Source organism: Mesorhizobium sp. M0016 (assembly GCF_040324035.1).
Classification (GTDB): domain Bacteria; phylum Pseudomonadota; class Alphaproteobacteria; order Rhizobiales; family Rhizobiaceae; genus Mesorhizobium.
In genome coordinates this window covers 68,766-84,732 of sequence record NZ_JAMYVM010000028.1, presented here as the reverse complement: position 1 = coordinate 84,732, position 15,967 = coordinate 68,766, and the positions used below count along the sequence as shown (strand labels likewise).

The following is a 15,967-nucleotide window of genomic DNA, read 5'->3' as shown; positions in this document are numbered from 1 at the left end:
CGCGGATTTCGACGGCGCCGTCGAAATACTTTTTCAGGAACTCCAAGTTCGCCGTCGCAGCCTGGACGCCGACGATCTTGCCGGCAATCAGCGGCTTGATCTTGTCGATTGCCGCCTTGGCAGGGGCCTCGTCTTCCAGTTTTATCTTCTCGGTCGAACCGGCCAACGCACCGAGCGCGCTGTCCTTCGCCACGGCGAACCCGGAAGGATCGATCGCATAGGGTTGAGTGAAGTCTATGACTTCAAGTCGTTTGTCGGTGATAAACATGCTCGCCATGATGACGTCGAACTTGCCAACTGTCAGCGCCGGGATGAGCCCATCCCAGTCCTGCGTAATGATGGTGCATTCAATTTTCATACGCTCACAGAGATTGCGCGCGAGCTCGACCTCCATGCCGTCAGGCTTTCCATCAGCGGTGGTAAAGTTCCAGGGCGCATAGGCGCCCTCCGTCGCTATGGTGATCTTCTTTGGCGCATCCTCGGCCGAAGCCGACAAAGCGGCAGCTAAGCTCAATCCGGCCGCAAGACATGCAATGGGTAATAGTTTCATGGTTCTGTTCCCCTTTTTTTCGGCCCTGCGAGGGCACTTTGTAGAAATCGAATATCCCTCTTGCCCGACTACCTCAACGTCGGCTCGGGCTCGCGAACTCGGCCAGCAGCGGCGCCGTGTCGAGAATGTGTCTGCGCATCACGGCTTCGGCAGCTTCGGCATCGCCGCCGCGTAGCGAATCGATCACTGCCGAATGCTCCTCCGCGGCGCTGAGCGGTTTTTCGACATAGTCGAACCAGATGCGCAGATAGGGCTCGATGGTCACATGCAGGGATGCGATTTGCCGAATAAGCTTCGGGCGGCCGCTTAGATTGCAAATGTAGCCGTGAAATTCCTGGTGCCGTGTCACCCAATCAGCGCCGCCGGCAGCGCCACTGCGCTCCATCCGGGCCAACAAGCGCTCAAGTTCGGCAATGGTTTCGGTGTTCATCCGAGGCATTGCCAGGCGAACGGCAAGCCCTTCCAGTACCGAGCGAATCTCGAATGTCTCGTAGATCTCGTCCAGCGTCAGACCAGCGACGATACAGCCACGATTGGGGCGGATCACAACCAGCCCTTCGAGTGCCAGCCGCTGGAAGGCCTCCCGCACAGGCATCCGGCTCATGCCGATCTCGGCCGCGATCTCTTCCGGGATGAGCCGGTCGCCTGCACGGTAACGCCCGAGGCGTATTGCAGACTGCAGATGCAGAAAAGCTTCCTGCTCCGCAGTGGCCGGGGTCTGGGAGTACGGAACTGCTGAATGGCTCATCTAGTGACTAACGCGTTTGTATCTTTGTATCCACAAATACAGTAGAATTTTCTCGCGCAGTCAAGGCAAATCGGCGAGAGCCCTTACAGGCCAGCGCGGTCCGAGAGAGCCGAGATCGGTGGCAGGAGCGCTTGGCGATCTCCCGGCCCAGTTCTTGACCCTGTCCTTGCCCTTGAAGCGTATTATCAATCCCGTAGCGCGCGCTGCACGTCTGCTCGCCGGCCTTGGGGATGCGGCCGTGAACATCGATCGGTATCGGGACAGTGCCGCTACGTCAGTTCGAAGTAGATCGAGAAGCATGCGCGCCATCTGCGACCGGTCTGGCGCTGCGCTCATCCTCGATCATGATCGCGCCGGATTTCGACTGGACGTGCGCGGCAGTTGGGCCAGATATGGTGTCAAGCGTGACTTGGCGCCTACTCTAAGGCCATAGCCAACGGATGGCCGCTTGCGGCTGTTGCCGGCAGCCGCACGATGTTGGAAGGCGCTTCCAAAATATTCGTCACCGGTTCTTTCTGGTACGGCTCTGCCGCAATGGCCGCTGGCCTGAAGACCCTGGAAATCCTGCGCACCACAGATGCCTTAGCACACATGGGGCCATGGGTACGCGGCTTCGCAAAGGTCTTGCCGCCGCCGCGAAACGACATGGATTCCGTTTGAGCCAAACGGGTCCTGTCCAGATGCCGATGGTTCGATTCGAGAACCGGAGCTCAAGACCGCCAATGTCTCCTGCGCTGCAGCGCTTCGTCACGGCATTTATCTACATCCCCGCCACAATATGTTCCTATGTGCAGCACATCAGGCTGCCGCCATTGATCGAGCGCTTGATGCTGCGGATGCCGCCATGCGCGATGCCGCGGCAGCCGTCCAAAAAGATACCCGAACGCATTCCGCTGCGAAAAGTTGGGGTGTGGCACGCGGACTTCGAGACACAAGTATACCCGAAGAAGAGAGCGCTGAGATTCAAGGGAGGCCGCGCGTCACGCTGCTGTTGTGTAGGTGCCAGCTGACTACGGGTGCCGAGTGACATTGGGCGCAAGGCTGGCATCGAAAGCCGCGATCCATTGTCCGGCGGGCAGACTAAACATTGTGGCTGATCAAACGGCTCGCCACGATCGCAGCTCGCCCGGATCGTCCCACGTTGCCATTTATGCGACTTTGGCTTGTCGCTTACCCAGTAGCTCTTATCCGGCTAAACCGACGCAGGTCCCCAAACTCGGTCTCGCAAAAGCGACGTGTTGCATGAATGCAACTCGACCAAAAAACGACTGTAACAATCGATCACGATTTTCTAAAAATCGCGATCATTCTTCCGGCTGCTCACTATAGCGTACGGCCATGGGCTTCTCCCGTGCGCAAACGGAGAAGCTTAATGTCAAATCACCTCAAAATGCAGCTCACCGCGATCGCGGAACTTCGTGCATCGCCATTTGCCGCTCGCAACCACCCTCGCGAAAAACGCCGCAAGTTATCGGCGCACATGCGGAAGTACGGCCAACTGCTACCGCTGCTTGTCGAAAACGGCGGCTTCATCATTGATGGGCACCTGCGTCTCGAAGTCGCTCGCGAGATCGGGCTCAGTCACCTCCTAACCATCGACGTCTCACATCTGGCTGAGGTCGACAGACGCGCTCTTCGTTTGTCGATAAATCGTCTCGCGGAGGATGGAAAATGGGACAAGAAGACTCTCGCGTCCGAACTCAAACACCTGATTGAGGTCGGTTACGACATCGACCTCACAGGCTTCGAAACCGTCGAAATCGAGACTGCTATCGATGTCCTTGATAATGCGCCTGGCATCCTTGAGCATCTTGATGCGAGAATGATTTCCACCATCCCGGTGTCCCGACCAGCAGATATTTGGCTTCTCGGCGATCCAAACGATCACAGGCTCGCCTGTGGCGACTTTCGGGATCAATCGTTGCGGGACCGGGTATTTCAGGGTCAGGCCGCGGCGGTCTGCTTTACCGACCCACCCTACAATGTTCCCATCCACGGCCACGTGTCAGGCCTCGGCAAGGCATCTCACAAAGAATTCGCGATGGCGTCTGGCGAAATGAGCAAAGCTGAGTTCCAGTCGTTTCTCACCGCAACGCTAGAGCAGATTTTCGCCAGACTGACTACGACCGCAGTCGCCTACGTTTGCATGGATTGGCGATCCATCGCCGCTCTTGTCGGCGCCGGATCTGCCGTCGGTCTTGAGCTCCTCAACATCGCCGTCTGGGTCAAGACCAACCCGGGCATGGGAAGCTTCCTGCGCTCTCAACACGAGTTGGTTGGCATATTCAAACGGGCCGGGGTTCCCCATCGCAATAATGTCGAGCTCGGAAAGCATGGCAGATCAAGATCGAACGTTTGGCACTATCGCGGCGTCAATGTCATGGGACCAGAACGACACCTGCTTGCCGAGCACCCGACAGTGAAGCCATCCGCGATGGTCTGTGATGCCATCCGCGACGTCAGCATTCCCGGCGATATTGTTTTTGACCCGTTCCTCGGGTCCGGCACAACCCTTATCGCCGCAGAACGCACAAATAGGCGATGTTACGCAATCGAGATCGAGCCTACCTTCGTAGATCTGGCAATTCGCCGCTGGCAGGCCGAGACGGGAAAAGACGCCGTCCGCGCAAGCGATGGCCTGACCTTCAGCGAAGTCGAGAAGGTAGCTGAAGCTGAGGCGCGGTCTCAGCGATGGTCACAACCTCCCTTGTTCCTCGAGGGCCCCAAAACACCAAAGTAGCCTGACCGCTCATAGCACACGCACGACTTGGTCCACGAGTTAGGCGGCAGACCGGCACAGGCTAGGCCTGTCCACAGCCGTCCAACCGCTTTGGTCAAAGCTTACGCACGAGGCAATGATCGCTGCTCTCACTTTTATCGGAAGATCAAATGACCCAACAGAATGCCACTCTGGGGATCCCATCCCAAAAAACTTTAGCCGATCACGAGAACGTGATCGGAATTCAGGCTTTAGACGCTGAAACTTATCTTATGAGGCCGCAGGGGCGCGAGGAAGCGCGCGCCCTTCTCTCCTCTCGCAAGGTTTTTCATGGGGCTCGCAGAAAGAGAGTGCCATGAGAAATTATTACCACGCAAAAGTAGTTGAGCCCTCGCCGGACTGGAAGAGGCTCAACTCGTCGCCACCCCAAACCGGGCAGGCGGTGCCGTCATGAACGACTTCAATGACGATGAGGAGGTTGGCTTCGGCAAACCTCCAAGACACTCCCGGTTCAAACCGGGTCAGTCCGGGAACCCAAGAGGTCGACCAAAGAAAACCGGAAAAAACTTTGCGAACGACGTTCAAACCGAACTCGGTCGCAAAGTCATCGTTCGCGAAAACGGTCGCGAAGTCGAACTCACGAAAGGTGCTGTGATCGTCAAAACTCTGGTCGGCAAAGCCATGAAGGGCGACGTTCGGGCTTGGCGAGAAATCAGGGAATTGCTGCCAAAGCTTTTCCAGCTCCAAGCCGATGCAAAACGCACCAGTGCGTCCAGAGATGATGATGCTCAACTGCTCGACCAGTTTTTGGGCCTGTTTGGGGCAGTCACAGAAGGGCGGACGGGAGATCCACAGGACACTTCAACAACGGAGGAGCCGGGCAATGTCGATTGATATCGCAAAAATGAAGGCCCGGCAGGATCGCCAGAGACCTTGGATCGCATTGCGTCGACTTTCTATCGCGATCTCAGCGCTTGGCCGGTTCGGTTCGCGGGCGCCAGAGAAGGCACGGAATGCTTCCGTCAACGCCAACACCATCCAGCCAGCGGCAGCACCAATCAAAATATTTGGAAATGGAGGCCCACAATGATCGGAAGATGGAGCTGGGACAACACGACTTCAAAGTTCTCCATAGATCCGCTCGCACGACAGATTTTCGGCTATCCGCCGGAGTTCGAGTTGGAGGATTATGATGAGCTGGTGGATCGGACCAAGCCACCTCGCATAATCGACCTGGTGTGGGAGCCCTTATTCGCGGGTTGGGAGCCAACAACAAAGCCCTTCGTCAAAAGCTTCCAAATAACTCCCTTCGACAGGTACGAGCACATATGGATTCGATCGACCATAACCTTTGAGCCTTCCGGCAACCCAGCCCCCTCCGTAATCCCGATCGATGACGGATGGGGTACGTTCCATGGCACCGTGGAAGTGCTCGAGGTAGACCCGAACAAACTTTGCGATCTGAGAGGCAACTTGGCTGCCAATTTCAACTTTAGAGGGCCGCAGGAGGTTTAAGCCGCTGGACGTCTGCTTCGGTGGATCATCGTAGCGGACGTCCCCTAGCACGAGTCACGGACCTTCCTCACCAGACGACATTTGCAATCCGGCCAATTGGACGCTTCACCATGCATGGAAATAGTGGCGGCACACCGCTGGATCACCACCAGACCGCGCTCGCACTTTGCCGAAGACATTTATGGGCATTCAACGAGCGCATGCTGAAAATTTCCGTGACCGGCTACGATCGGTTCCCTTACATAAGCCTTATGGCGCAAGCCATTGAAGATGCGGTCTTGCGACGCACCGATGGCAACCTCGCAGTCACACTTCCTCCTCGTCATTTGAAGTCGTACACGGGTGTATCCACGATAGCCTGGTACCTGGGAACGTTCCCGGATCGAGAAGTCATGCTCGTTACCAATTCCGACAGCCTTTCTAGAGACTTGGCCGCAAAGGCCGCCTGGATGATGCGCAGCGAGGAATACAACCAGATCTTCCCAGGCTTTCAGATACGCGACGATCGGCACGCTCTCATGGACTTTCGCACCAAAGCAGGGGGCGGCCTAAAGGCCGGCGGATTTGGCACGAGAATGCAAGGACGAGGAGCTGACCTGCTCATAATCGACGACGCGTTGTCGGCTCACGAGGCAGAGTCGCTGGCAGTGCGGGAAAGCGTAGTCAACGCCTTCGAATCCGTCTTCTCCACTCGAGGCAATAACCCAGCCATCAAATCGGTGATATCGATCGGCCACCGTGTTCATCCAGACGACCTCCAGGGCCATCTTCTGGCCCGCCGCTTTGATCACCTCAATCTCCCCTTCAAGGCAGATCAGGACGAACATGTTACGCGCGGACGAATTCAGTTTCGTCGGGAGAAAGGCGACGTTCTGCAGCCTAGCCGGTATACGCCAGAGATCGTTGCGAAGGAAATCGACACGCTGGCGCCGCATGTTTACGCCACGCAGTATCAACAACGGCCAACCGCGCGCGAGTCTGGAGTTCTCAAAGCCGCCTATTTCCCAATTGCCCACGGCCTTCCGCCGGGCGGCGAGACGATCTTTTCCTGGGATTGCGCCTCAAGCACGAACCCTGGTTCATCCTACTCGGTCTGCCTGGTATTCCAGAAGCATGGGACTGTAAGCTATCTAAAACACATAACTCGGGTTCGTCTGGGCTATCTCGCGCTAAAGGAGCTCGCGCTTGCTCTTGACGAACGATATCAGCCCACTCGACACCTCATTGAGGCGACCTCGACAGGCATTTCAATCGCGGGCGAACTCAGGGCTCGCGGCGCAAATGTCATTGACATCAATACGGGCGGACTTTCGAAAGAGGAGCGTCTCGACGTTGTGATGGGCAAAATCGCGGGCCAGTACGTTCACATAGTTGCAGGCATGCCCGGAATCATCGATTTCGTGGATGAGCTTACCGCGTTTCCCTATGGCTCAAACAACGACCAGGTCGATGCGCTCACGCAGTATATACAATGGCTTACCAGTTCGGACCCTATGGGTGTCACCAACCCGGTGTTCCGGCGAATTGCGCCTAGGCCTAGCAGGCTAGATCGCTATCGGCCGAAAACGTGATTTCATCTTTTCAAGAGTGACCCTGGTTCTCTCAAGGAAACTTGAAAACCGTCCGTTTCGGGTGTCCCGACTTGACTTCTGTGGCAACGCAAGCGGTTTGGGCAGCCGTCCTCGACGGCACCTCTGGCCGTCACCGCGACTAAACCGCGTCCTTTAGGTGCAACTATGACAGAACGACAGCGACCAGTCCGCAGTCCAGGCAGCGGCCCAGCGGCAAATGTGGGCTTTTTCTGGATCGTCGTCGATCGGATTGGCCACGACGCCATCTTGGCTGACGCCATCGGACTTGCCGATGCAGAACAGTACGGAGAGGTACTCACTCATCCGGGTGGGCACTATGATTATTGGGAAACGATGAAGCAGCGCGGACCGACCTGGTTGCGCGCTAGAAACGTCAGCGCTTCACTGCTGCAAACCGACTACGAGGACTGGCCCCGCGGTCGAGTGGTGTACTCCATAAGAGACAATCGCCCCATCGTTTACGCAGACCCGAGAGTTAAAACGAAATCGCGAATAGAGCTGGTACGAGCAGCGTTTCAAATTCCCGACGCCGACCACGTGATCAGGAAAGACAGCCACTACCGGCCCAGCCTGCCTTCCATCATGCCAGACGACGAAAACTAGACATTACCCTCCGGACCGGTTCCACGGCTTCATGAGTAGCAAACTACCGTTCAGCCTTCAGACTTTAGCCTTCCGCTTTCCAGCAGGCTTCCTGACAGGGGTCGGTGGCGGTGCTGCTTTCCTGCCAAGCCCAAGCGACTTCGCCAAGGCGGAGCGCGTCGCCGAGTGGCTCGGCGGCCGCGGTCAATACAGACGAGTTGCCGACTAACGTTTTATGTACCGTATGTGCCACCAGAAATCGAGCGAAACGTCATATAGAAATTAGATAAGTTTGATTTTACTTAGACGTCGGCTTTTTTACTGCAGGTCGACATTTGGAAATTATGCTTTGAATTCACAGGCCGCAGGATTAAAACTCCTTCATAGTGGCTTGCACTCCAATAATTACTTAACGACATTGGGACTGGACTTCTTTTTTAAAGCAAGCATTGGTAGCTCGCAAAGGCGAGGTTGACCGTGCCGAATAAGAACGACGAGATTCCCGGCAGCAAATTACTTGACGTGCTTCGCCAACATTTATTCGACATCGAGCCGGAGCTCATAGTGCTCGAAGGTGTGGTGGCGATACTGCATTCACTTAGCACCACGGCAGATCATATCGCGCCCATTGCGCTTGCCCCACTCGCTCAACTGAGCGCCGAGTCAGTGGAAAAGATTTTTGGGGCATGGCGGCAATGCATGGCTGCAGCCTTCAGCAAGGCACCGGCACGATGATCAGGGTTGATCGTGAATGCTGCAGCCAACCATGTTTTGAGCCGCTTTGCGACGAGGTCGGATATAACGGCGGGTTTGAACATGTCAGGCGGCGGCCGTCATTCCTTCCGAGAATCCTCGCCGTCTTTGCGCAGCAAGTCGGCGGGGTCGAGCTCCAGGACCTTCGCGATTTTGTCGATCGCCTTGAGGCTCGCAAAATAGCGGCCGCGCTCGAGAGCGCTGATGTAGGTCCGGTCAAGGCCCGCCTTATAGGCGAGAGCCTCCTGGGAAAGCGCTTTCGCTTCCCTGGCCGCACGAAGATTGCGTGCAAAACGCTGTCGTATGTCCATCGGACGCACAACAGCCGGTTGCTGAGAGTATACTCTACGGAGTATACTCGTCATCAAACACTTTTCTGCCGCTTAGAGGCGGGGGACCGCCACTATTTTCAAAAGCCATCGCGGAGGACGCAGGCGCATGACTGACTGGTACTATGAAGACAATGGAATGCAGCGCGGTCCGATCAAGGAGTGCGATCTCGTCGCCATGTTCGTAAACCGGTTTCTATCGCTGGAAACAAGGGTGTGGTCAGCTGACCTGGGCGCGGAATGGACGGCCGCCAGCCAAACCAAGTTCAAGGACAGCGTTCGCGTAGTGCCGCCACCGCTGCCACCTCTACGAGATGCACAAACCGCCAATGGCAGCGTAGAATTCGGTTTGCAGCCACCAGCGTTTCCGAGCACCACCCCGAGCATCGGGTCATACTATGCCATGCTGCTGGCCTACTCGCCGCTTGCCATTCTCTTGGCCGATGTCACGGCCAAAGCGGCCAAACTCGATCCGAATGCCCCAGATTTCAACAATGCCTCCCAGCTGTGGTGGACCCTCGCAACTGTTTTCACGGCCATCCTCGACGCCAGGCAGCTCTTCCAGAATGGCTTAAACCCTCGCAGGCGCTGGATTGCGCCATTCGTGCTGTTGACGCCATTAGGGTATTTTTGGCGACGGGCTGCGATCCTCAATGGTGGCTGGCGATACCTGTGGATTTGGTTGGCTTGTACGCTCGTCTGCCTCATCGGCGAGGTCGGCTTCATCTTCGATGTGTGAGCCGATTCCCCGCTCTCCAAAGCTTCAACCTCTCGGATTAAAGCGCTGACATGTCCGACTCGGAATCCAATGTTCTGGCAATTCTGCTTATCGCGGCTGTCATCTTCCTCATCCCGACCATCATTGCCTTTCTACGGCGTCACCCAAACAGGTGGGTGATATTCCTCCTAAACACCTTTCTCGGCGCGACAGGCATCATTTGGTTCGGCTGCTTGATCTGGGCTTGCAAGGCCATTCACATCACGGAGAGCCGACTGGGGACCAACGGTGGGGAGTCCGGCCTCAATCTCACAGCCAACGACGTGAGGCGAGTACGCTTGGAACACGGCATTCCTAACCCTCCGCCCTCGCCCCAGATATCAACGGAGGAAAGACTCAATAGACTGGAACGCCTAAAAAAATTGCGCGACGACGGCGCCATCGACCCCGAGCAATTCCAGCGAATGCGGGACGCGATTGTCGGCACTGACTGATCAGGGCTCCGCCAGTTTTGTGAAGATCGAGGTCAGATAGGCCGGTTGGATATGGATCCGCACCCCGCCCAATCAAATAGCTTGTTTCGAGTGTGGCAGCGCACGCGAAACAGCAACATCGGAGTGATCACCGCATTCCGAAAAGATGCCACCCAGCAATCAAACCGGGCGAGTAGCGCTGTGCTGGCGGCAGACACTCATGGACGATTTGGATATCTGAAGGTCCGACCGCGGTTCACCGAATGTGACGACAACGTCCACGAGGAGAGTTTGCTTGTGATCGGTTCCGCGCGCAACGATAGCGGGAATTTACTCGGCTATCTGCGACAACAAGGGCAGCGTTTTGGGCAGGATCGTTTCGTCTTCAAGCGGTATGACGATGACAACGCATATCTTCTCAGCGCCAGCGCGGCTTTCCCCGCACATCGCGAAATGCACAAAGTCGGCCTTTGGCACCCGAACCAAATGGCAGAGTATCACGAGCTTTTTTTCCCAGTGAAGGGTTCCCAGACGAAACTCTCTGTGCGGCCCGACAAGCAGGTTTCAGATTTCTTACTCCGAGAAGCTTCTTTTCGCGTGTCGAAGCGGAGTTCTAGAGGCCCGATACCGCTTGCCAGGGAACCCATCAAAGGTTCGCGCGACGCAGTGCGTGAGCCGCGACCGTTCGGCGGGTCGAAGCGCGCACGGCCAGCACCGCCAAATCTTTGCGAGTACACAAGGGCGTCAGGAAGCCTGTTGGAATGCAGAAGAGCTCCTAGTGTTGTCGCCGGGTGACAGCGCCCCGTCGCGATCTGTCATATAAAGGCCTCAGCGCGGGTTTCTGGGATTTGCTCTGGCGGGGGCCATTCCAGGAACTGGCGTAGTACGAGGAAACGACCCGTCGGCTTCGGTCGGCGGGTTTTTGTTTTGTCAGAAACAGGGCGGCTAGCGAACGGGCAGTTTTTCCGTTCTAAGCGCACGAGACTTCGAACCATGCGTCGCCATCCGGTCCGTGCTGCTACGTTGTCGCCTCGAAAAGTGTGAATGTTCGCCTGCGGCTATTGTCAATCGTACGAGGCAGCGCACTGTCCCTGAATGGCGGCGGCACATGTTGAAATGGTGTTATTCGAGCAGTCCCTTGCAGATGGTGACGCGATGCATCGGCCGTTTGGTGAGCGTATTGCCGATGCCGCAGACAAAACCTCGGGCTATGTCTTGTTCGATGTTCGTATCGACGGTGACGCTCAGATTCGCAGAATGGCGGCGATAGGGTACGGTGAAGCCGACGCAGCTATAGTTGTGCTCGAGAAGAGCGGCCAGCTTAAGTGCGCATCTGTGAACGGTGGTGCGACCCACTTGGTGGCAGACCTCGCTGCATGGGAGGCGTCTCCATTAAGTGAGCATGTGAAGAATCCGTACCATGGGACGGCACTAATCCTGCTGTCGAAGCTTCGTGGGTCCGGTCACCTCACATGATCGGAACGGGCTGCGGGCAAAATCAGGCTATGTAATGTTGGAGATGAAACCGCGTTCAGGTGTCGACACGTCGCGGCCATCGTTGTCCAAGAGAAGCCCGCTTATAGAAAGTGGCAAAGGCACCTTGAATGGCCGATGTGAAACGCGCAATGCTGCCGTTCGCTCAATCTCGATCAGACTAGTAGTCTGAAACGGGGCCAGAAGTGGACCGGCAGATTTTAGCGTCCTAATTAAAAATCAAGAAAACCTGCCCGATCGCCTCCGACACCATGTCGGCCATTCGGCGGACTGCCGCGGTCAATGCAAACCTCTATTCCACCGGTTCGCCAAACGGCAGTGTCGGGGCCGGAAGCAGACTGAAGGCCTCTAGGTAGCGTCAGGCAGGCAACGGCCGGCTAATGGCGTCAAACCGCTCGGATCTGACTTGCGATCATCCGTCCCGACGACTGGAATGCTCCCACCGAGCACTGGAGCGACCCCGGCTGGCTTTGGTCCGGAGCATGATACGGGCGGCTCCGAGCGCGAATGACAATGACCGCCCTCGGACTGAGCGGCGGCATGAGCTTGAAGGAGCCGCATACCCGCTCTGCTTCGCCCGTTATGAAGAGTTTCGTGCATCGGCAGCGCGTGCGGGAGGAGTAATGGGCAGCTACGCGGACATGACGATTCGACTGAAATGCAGTTGTCACAGATTTGACGTGCGCGGTATGAGTGGCGTCGGCTTAGGGAAGTTGGGGTGGCAGAAGTAAGATATCTTTGGGGCGAGAGTTTTCTCGAAGACGATATCCCTCCATTTCGGTGCCCAACATGTGGTCGAGGCAATCTTAACATGATCGAAAACGGCTTGACCGCGATAAGACCTGCCTATGCTTCCCCGGAAGGTGGAGGTCACTCGCCTGACGTGGACTGGGGTCGGTTCACCTTTGTGCTGAAGTGCGGGGTGCGAACCTGCGGTGAAATTGTGTCGGCGGTTGGGACCTACCAGGCGGAAGAAGTTCACAAACCGAACGGTACCTTTGCAGAAAGGCGGCTCCGGCCGACCTTCATGTATCCGGGTCCCTCCCTCTGCGAAATGCCCGACAATACCCCAGAAACGGTTAGAGAGGCGCTCCAGCAGAGTTTCACCCTGTTCTGGGCTGACTTGGGAGCCACAGCCAACAAGCTGCGCGTAGCGGCCGAGCGGATGTTAAACGATAAAGGGGTCAAGCAGTACAACCGAACGGGCAAACGGGTCCCTCTGACGTTCGCCAGACGTATTGAGCTATACGCGGACGCCAACGCCGGGCACAAAGAGGTTCTGAACGCCCTGCGCTGGATCGGGAACCATGGGAGTCATTCTGGAGAGGTAGCCAGGGATGACGTCCTGACTGCGTTTGAGCTAATGCAGTTAGCGCTGCATGACCTTTACGGCAGTCACTATAAGAAAGATCTCGTAAGGCGAGGCCGAGACTTGGTGGCTAGACGGGGTAAGCCTAAGCGCACCAGGGCCTAGAAGTGACCATGATAAGGTACCGCCCTCCCGAGAACTGATCAGCCTATTTCAACCGACCTCTCCCAGGAAAGTCTGGCCCCAGAATGGCAAAACGAGACCCCAACAAGACTGCGCGCAACAAGCTCGATACAGAGATTACCGACCGCCTTAAGGTGCTCTGGCCGAAAGTGGCCAAGGACACGGGTGTCCAGAACCTACACGCATTCAATGCGTTGATAGGGGGCAAAGCCGCGACCTTCATCGACCTGAAGAACGAAGTCATTTCTTCGCATGAGGAATATCTTTCGCAGTATCTCAAGGGATTTGCACGCGCCATCGCGGAAGATGGCTGGACGGCCGGCGGTGCGCCCTTCAGCTCGGAAACGCTGAAGCACAACAAGCAGTTGTTGCTGAAATCGGCCGCGACCAAGGAATATTTCACGCTGTTTCTTAAGCGATCTTTTCTCCGGCACTACGAGGAGTTGGTTCGAAACCGTCCGGCGATCCAAGACGCCGAGATATGGATCGGTCAAAATAATAGCGACTACGGCCTTCTGATCACGCCACGCTACAAAAACGGCACCTGGGAGAATGACAAAAGCGAGATCCGCCATTTCGGGCATCTCTACTGGACGATCGGCCATATCCTTGAGACTGGGCTTGTCGTCGACGGGGACCCCAACCCGATGTCATTTGCAAACGTTGATGAGTATCTGAATTTTTTTCAGAAGGTCCTCGTGCGCCCATCGGGATCCATTTATGAAAGGCAGATCGCCAAGCTTTATGCGGAATATGTAAAAGCGCAGGACAAACCTGAAGAAGTTCCGCTTCTTATTTCGGAGTTGCGCTACAACGGGAAGGATAAAAGGCACAAATACCGTCTTGATTTCTGTATTATCAACCCAATCACACTCAATAAAGTGGGTATAGAGCTGTCGCCATGGTCGACGCATGGGAAACTCGTGGGGACCAAGGGGAAAAATCAGCAGCAGATCAACGACGAGGCTCAGGCGAATTTCGAGAAGGAAGCTGAAAAGCACCGCGCCTATTTTCAGAAACATTCCATCTCAACGCTCATCTATACGGATAAGCCGCTGGCCGACATTCCAAAGCTATTCGGAGAGATCGAAAAGTATCTAAAGTTGAGACCAGAAACACGCCAGTTGGAGTTCCAGCTTATGGCGGAGTTTCTGTGATGGGGGGTGTCGGCACTCGTCGTCCGCCAGCAACTAGGCCAACGCCGGAACGTTAGTGGCGACTTGCACAGAGGGGCGACCTCTTCGGTGGCCGCCCCAAATCTTCGTCTGCTTTCTGTTCACAGACAGGATCAATCCACCCGGTTGGCGGCGCTATGCAGTTGCACGCCGTTGATCTGGCGAATGTCCGCTTCCATGTGGCCGCCCGAAAGCTGCATATCCGTTTTCCACCCCTTGTCGGTCATCTTGGGGTTGGGCAGCAACGGCCCCTCTTGGGACAGAGCGCAGTAGGCCCGAATGTCCGATTTGAAGGCGCATAGCTGCCGTCACGGCGCCTGATCATTGTCTGGAATGGTGAAGGGTTTCGGGTGCCGGCAGGCGTACGAAAGCCTCTCATGCAGGAACCCGCGGGCCACGAGGGTGGCTATGGGGATTTCGATTTACGGCTGATGTCGGCGATGTCGGGACCGCCGGAGGGAAGCGCCGCTATGGATGCTGCCAGGTCGCTTCGTCGCGTTTTCGCGGGGTGTTGTCGACCCGGCGCGCGACTGGACGTGTCCCCTTCGGCGTCGATGATCACCATGGACGCGCGTGGGTCCGTCGCCGAAGGCTGAGGGCCTGCGACTGAAGTCTGGACCATGCCATGCCGGGTCATGGGGAAGTCTCCCAGTTCGGTGCCGAAGTGTCCGGCGGTCCGCGCGGCGGCTTCCGGCGTTCGAACACTTCGATGATGATCATGCGTCCGCCGCAGCACGGGCACGGCGGGCGGAAGTCGTCCGGTTCGTTCGGGGTGTTCTCATCGGGCGGCGCAGCGACACTCAGCAGTTCGCGGGCACGTGCGAGGCTAGCCTTGCGGGCGGAGCCCGCGAGCAGGCCGTAGTGCCCGATGCGATGGAAGCCGCGCGGAAGGACATGGAGCAGGAAGCGGCGGATGAACTCGTCGGTCGCGAGCGTCATGACCTTCTGCCGATCGGCGCCGTCGCGACGGTAGTCCCTGTAGCGGAAGGTGACGCCGCTCTCGTCGAAGGCGATCAGCCGGCGGTTCGAGATCGCGACCCGATGCGTGTAGCGCGACAGGTAGGCGAGCACCGCATCCGGCCCGGCAAACGGCGCCTTGGCGTAGACAACCCAGCGCTTCTTCCGGACGGCAGCAAGCTGGCGCAGGAAGGCGCGTCGCTCGGTGAAGTGCGCCATCGACCCGAAAAAGGTGAGACAGCCGGCGTCGTGCAGCGCGACCAGCCGGGTCAGGAACAGTCGGCGGAACAGCGCCCCAAGCACTCGCACCGGGAGCAGGAACGCCGGGCGCGACGAGACCCAGCGTTTCCCGTCCGGTGCGATGCCGCCGCCCGGCACGATCATGTGCACGTGCGGATGGTGGGTCATTGCCGAGCCCCATGTGTGGAGCACGGCGGTGATGCCGATGCGTGCGCCAAGATGCTTGGGATCGGCGGCGATCGTCAGCATCGTCTCCGATGCCGCCTTGAACAGCAGGTCGTAGACCAGCGCCTTGTTGTGGAAGGCAATGTCGGCGATCTCGGCGGGCAGCGTGAACACGACGTGAAAGTAGCCGACCGGTAGCAGGTCGGCCTCGCGCTCAGCCAGCCATGTCCGCGCGGCCGCGCCCTGGCACTTCGGGCAGTGCCGGTTGCGGCAGGAGTTATAGGCGATCCGCCATTGGCCGCAGTCCTCGCAGGCCTCGACGTGACCGCCGAGCGCTGCGGTGCGGCAATGCTCGATCGCCGACATCACCTTGAACTGGATGAGGCTCAGGTGACCTGCATGGGCGGCCCGATAGGCGGGGCCGGCAGCACGGAAGATGTCGGCGACCTCGACAGAGGTGCGCAC

At 57.3% G+C, this 15,967-nt stretch carries 18 protein-coding genes; 13 read left to right on the top strand and 5 right to left on the bottom strand.

Translation table 11 applies throughout. The features are described from left to right. Together NKJ88_RS28630 and NKJ88_RS28625 are read right to left on the bottom strand one after the other, a co-directional pair. Positions 1–550 (bottom strand): transporter substrate-binding domain-containing protein (locus NKJ88_RS28630; protein WP_352446437.1); only part of this gene is annotated, 550 nt, incomplete at its 3' end. A 73-nt stretch (positions 551–623) separates the two neighbouring features. After that, positions 624–1,298: a GntR family transcriptional regulator gene (locus NKJ88_RS28625; protein ID WP_352446436.1), complete on the bottom strand. Its 675-nt coding sequence runs from the start codon at positions 1,296–1,298 to the stop codon at positions 624–626. Positions 1,299–1,772: 474 nt separating this feature from the next. Between NKJ88_RS28625 and NKJ88_RS28620 the strand changes: the two genes are divergently transcribed. From NKJ88_RS28620 to NKJ88_RS28585, 8 genes are all read left to right on the top strand, one after another. Then, positions 1,773–1,958 (top strand): hypothetical protein, encoded by a 186-nt coding sequence (locus NKJ88_RS28620; RefSeq protein WP_352446435.1) that lies wholly within the window; start codon positions 1,773–1,775, stop codon positions 1,956–1,958. A 712-nt stretch (positions 1,959–2,670) separates the two neighbouring features. Continuing rightward, positions 2,671–4,038 carry a DNA modification methylase gene (locus NKJ88_RS28615; protein ID WP_352446434.1) on the top strand — a complete coding sequence of 456 codons (1,368 nt, stop codon included), beginning with the start codon at positions 2,671–2,673 and terminating at the stop codon, positions 4,036–4,038. Positions 4,039–4,467: 429 nt separating this feature from the next. Next, complete coding sequence (locus NKJ88_RS28610) at positions 4,468–4,911, top strand: DUF5681 domain-containing protein (RefSeq protein WP_245275407.1); 444 nt, start codon at positions 4,468–4,470, stop codon at positions 4,909–4,911. Continuing rightward, positions 4,901–5,107 carry a hypothetical protein gene (locus tag NKJ88_RS28605; RefSeq protein WP_156941297.1) on the top strand — a complete coding sequence of 69 codons (207 nt, stop codon included), beginning with the start codon at positions 4,901–4,903 and terminating at the stop codon, positions 5,105–5,107. Before NKJ88_RS28610 ends, NKJ88_RS28605 begins: the two co-directional genes overlap by 11 nt. Next, entirely contained in the window at positions 5,104–5,532 is a 429-nt protein-coding gene (locus tag NKJ88_RS28600; protein WP_023716322.1) for a hypothetical protein, read from the top strand. Before NKJ88_RS28605 ends, NKJ88_RS28600 begins: the two co-directional genes overlap by 4 nt. Positions 5,533–5,642: 110 nt before the next feature. After that, positions 5,643–7,103 carry a hypothetical protein gene (locus NKJ88_RS28595; RefSeq protein ID WP_156941298.1) on the top strand — a complete coding sequence of 487 codons (1,461 nt, stop codon included), beginning with the start codon at positions 5,643–5,645 and terminating at the stop codon, positions 7,101–7,103. A 165-nt stretch (positions 7,104–7,268) separates the two neighbouring features. After that, on the top strand, positions 7,269–7,727 hold the full coding sequence (locus NKJ88_RS28590) for a hypothetical protein (protein ID WP_156941299.1): 459 nt from the start codon (positions 7,269–7,271) through the stop codon (positions 7,725–7,727). Between the two features lie 456 nt (positions 7,728–8,183). Continuing rightward, complete coding sequence (locus NKJ88_RS28585) at positions 8,184–8,441, top strand: hypothetical protein (protein WP_156941300.1); 258 nt, start codon at positions 8,184–8,186, stop codon at positions 8,439–8,441. Between the two features lie 98 nt (positions 8,442–8,539). Here the strand turns inward: NKJ88_RS28585 and NKJ88_RS28580 are convergent, their stop codons facing one another. After that, a complete protein-coding gene (locus tag NKJ88_RS28580; protein ID WP_023716327.1) occupies positions 8,540–8,770 on the bottom strand; it encodes a helix-turn-helix domain-containing protein in 231 nt (76 codons plus the stop codon). Positions 8,771–8,897: 127 nt separating this feature from the next. On the opposite strand from NKJ88_RS28580, the gene NKJ88_RS28575 reads away from it, so the two are divergent. The 5 genes from NKJ88_RS28575 to NKJ88_RS28555 all read left to right on the top strand — a co-directional run bounded on the left by NKJ88_RS28575 (position 8,898) and on the right by NKJ88_RS28555 (position 14,122). Beyond that, on the top strand, positions 8,898–9,527 hold the full coding sequence (locus NKJ88_RS28575; RefSeq protein WP_352446432.1) for a DUF4339 domain-containing protein: 630 nt from the start codon (positions 8,898–8,900) through the stop codon (positions 9,525–9,527). A gap of 50 nt (positions 9,528–9,577) precedes the next feature. Continuing rightward, positions 9,578–10,000: a superinfection immunity protein gene (locus NKJ88_RS28570; RefSeq protein ID WP_023716329.1), complete on the top strand. Its 423-nt coding sequence runs from the start codon at positions 9,578–9,580 to the stop codon at positions 9,998–10,000. A gap of 1,074 nt (positions 10,001–11,074) precedes the next feature. Further along, positions 11,075–11,455, top strand: a complete 381-nt coding sequence (locus tag NKJ88_RS28565) for a hypothetical protein (RefSeq protein ID WP_031198680.1) — start codon at positions 11,075–11,077, stop codon at positions 11,453–11,455. A 736-nt stretch (positions 11,456–12,191) separates the two neighbouring features. Continuing rightward, a complete protein-coding gene (locus tag NKJ88_RS28560) occupies positions 12,192–12,947 on the top strand; it encodes a DUF4145 domain-containing protein (protein ID WP_502904775.1) in 756 nt (251 codons plus the stop codon). Between the two features lie 83 nt (positions 12,948–13,030). Next, positions 13,031–14,122 (top strand): hypothetical protein, encoded by a 1,092-nt coding sequence (locus NKJ88_RS28555; protein WP_352446428.1) that lies wholly within the window; start codon positions 13,031–13,033, stop codon positions 14,120–14,122. Between the two features lie 131 nt (positions 14,123–14,253). Here the strand turns inward: NKJ88_RS28555 and NKJ88_RS28550 are convergent, their stop codons facing one another. Both NKJ88_RS28550 and NKJ88_RS28545 read right to left on the bottom strand, forming a co-directional pair. After that, complete coding sequence (locus NKJ88_RS28550) at positions 14,254–14,385, bottom strand: hypothetical protein (protein ID WP_352446426.1); 132 nt, start codon at positions 14,383–14,385, stop codon at positions 14,254–14,256. A 388-nt stretch (positions 14,386–14,773) separates the two neighbouring features. Next, a complete protein-coding gene (locus NKJ88_RS28545) occupies positions 14,774–15,967 on the bottom strand; it encodes an IS91 family transposase (RefSeq protein ID WP_352446425.1) in 1,194 nt (397 codons plus the stop codon).

Excerpts from the sequence above, each read along its gene's own strand:
- NKJ88_RS28625 (WP_352446436.1), bottom strand. The coding sequence starts at position 1,298 with ATGAGCCATTCAGCAGTTCCGTACTCCCAGACCCCGGCCACTGCGGAG.
- NKJ88_RS28620 (WP_352446435.1), top strand. The coding sequence starts at position 1,773 with ATGTTGGAAGGCGCTTCCAAAATATTCGTCACCGGTTCTTTCTGGTAC.
- NKJ88_RS28615 (WP_352446434.1), top strand. The coding sequence starts at position 2,671 with ATGTCAAATCACCTCAAAATGCAGCTCACCGCGATCGCGGAACTTCGT.
- NKJ88_RS28610 (WP_245275407.1), top strand. The coding sequence starts at position 4,468 with ATGAACGACTTCAATGACGATGAGGAGGTTGGCTTCGGCAAACCTCCA.
- NKJ88_RS28605 (WP_156941297.1), top strand. The coding sequence starts at position 4,901 with ATGTCGATTGATATCGCAAAAATGAAGGCCCGGCAGGATCGCCAGAGA.
- NKJ88_RS28600 (WP_023716322.1), top strand. The coding sequence starts at position 5,104 with ATGATCGGAAGATGGAGCTGGGACAACACGACTTCAAAGTTCTCCATA.
- NKJ88_RS28595 (WP_156941298.1), top strand. The coding sequence starts at position 5,643 with ATGCATGGAAATAGTGGCGGCACACCGCTGGATCACCACCAGACCGCG.
- NKJ88_RS28590 (WP_156941299.1), top strand. The coding sequence starts at position 7,269 with ATGACAGAACGACAGCGACCAGTCCGCAGTCCAGGCAGCGGCCCAGCG.
- NKJ88_RS28580 (WP_023716327.1), bottom strand. The coding sequence starts at position 8,770 with ATGGACATACGACAGCGTTTTGCACGCAATCTTCGTGCGGCCAGGGAA.
- NKJ88_RS28575 (WP_352446432.1), top strand. The coding sequence starts at position 8,898 with ATGACTGACTGGTACTATGAAGACAATGGAATGCAGCGCGGTCCGATC.
- NKJ88_RS28570 (WP_023716329.1), top strand. The coding sequence starts at position 9,578 with ATGTCCGACTCGGAATCCAATGTTCTGGCAATTCTGCTTATCGCGGCT.
- NKJ88_RS28565 (WP_031198680.1), top strand. The coding sequence starts at position 11,075 with ATGGCGGCGGCACATGTTGAAATGGTGTTATTCGAGCAGTCCCTTGCA.
- NKJ88_RS28555 (WP_352446428.1), top strand. The coding sequence starts at position 13,031 with ATGGCAAAACGAGACCCCAACAAGACTGCGCGCAACAAGCTCGATACA.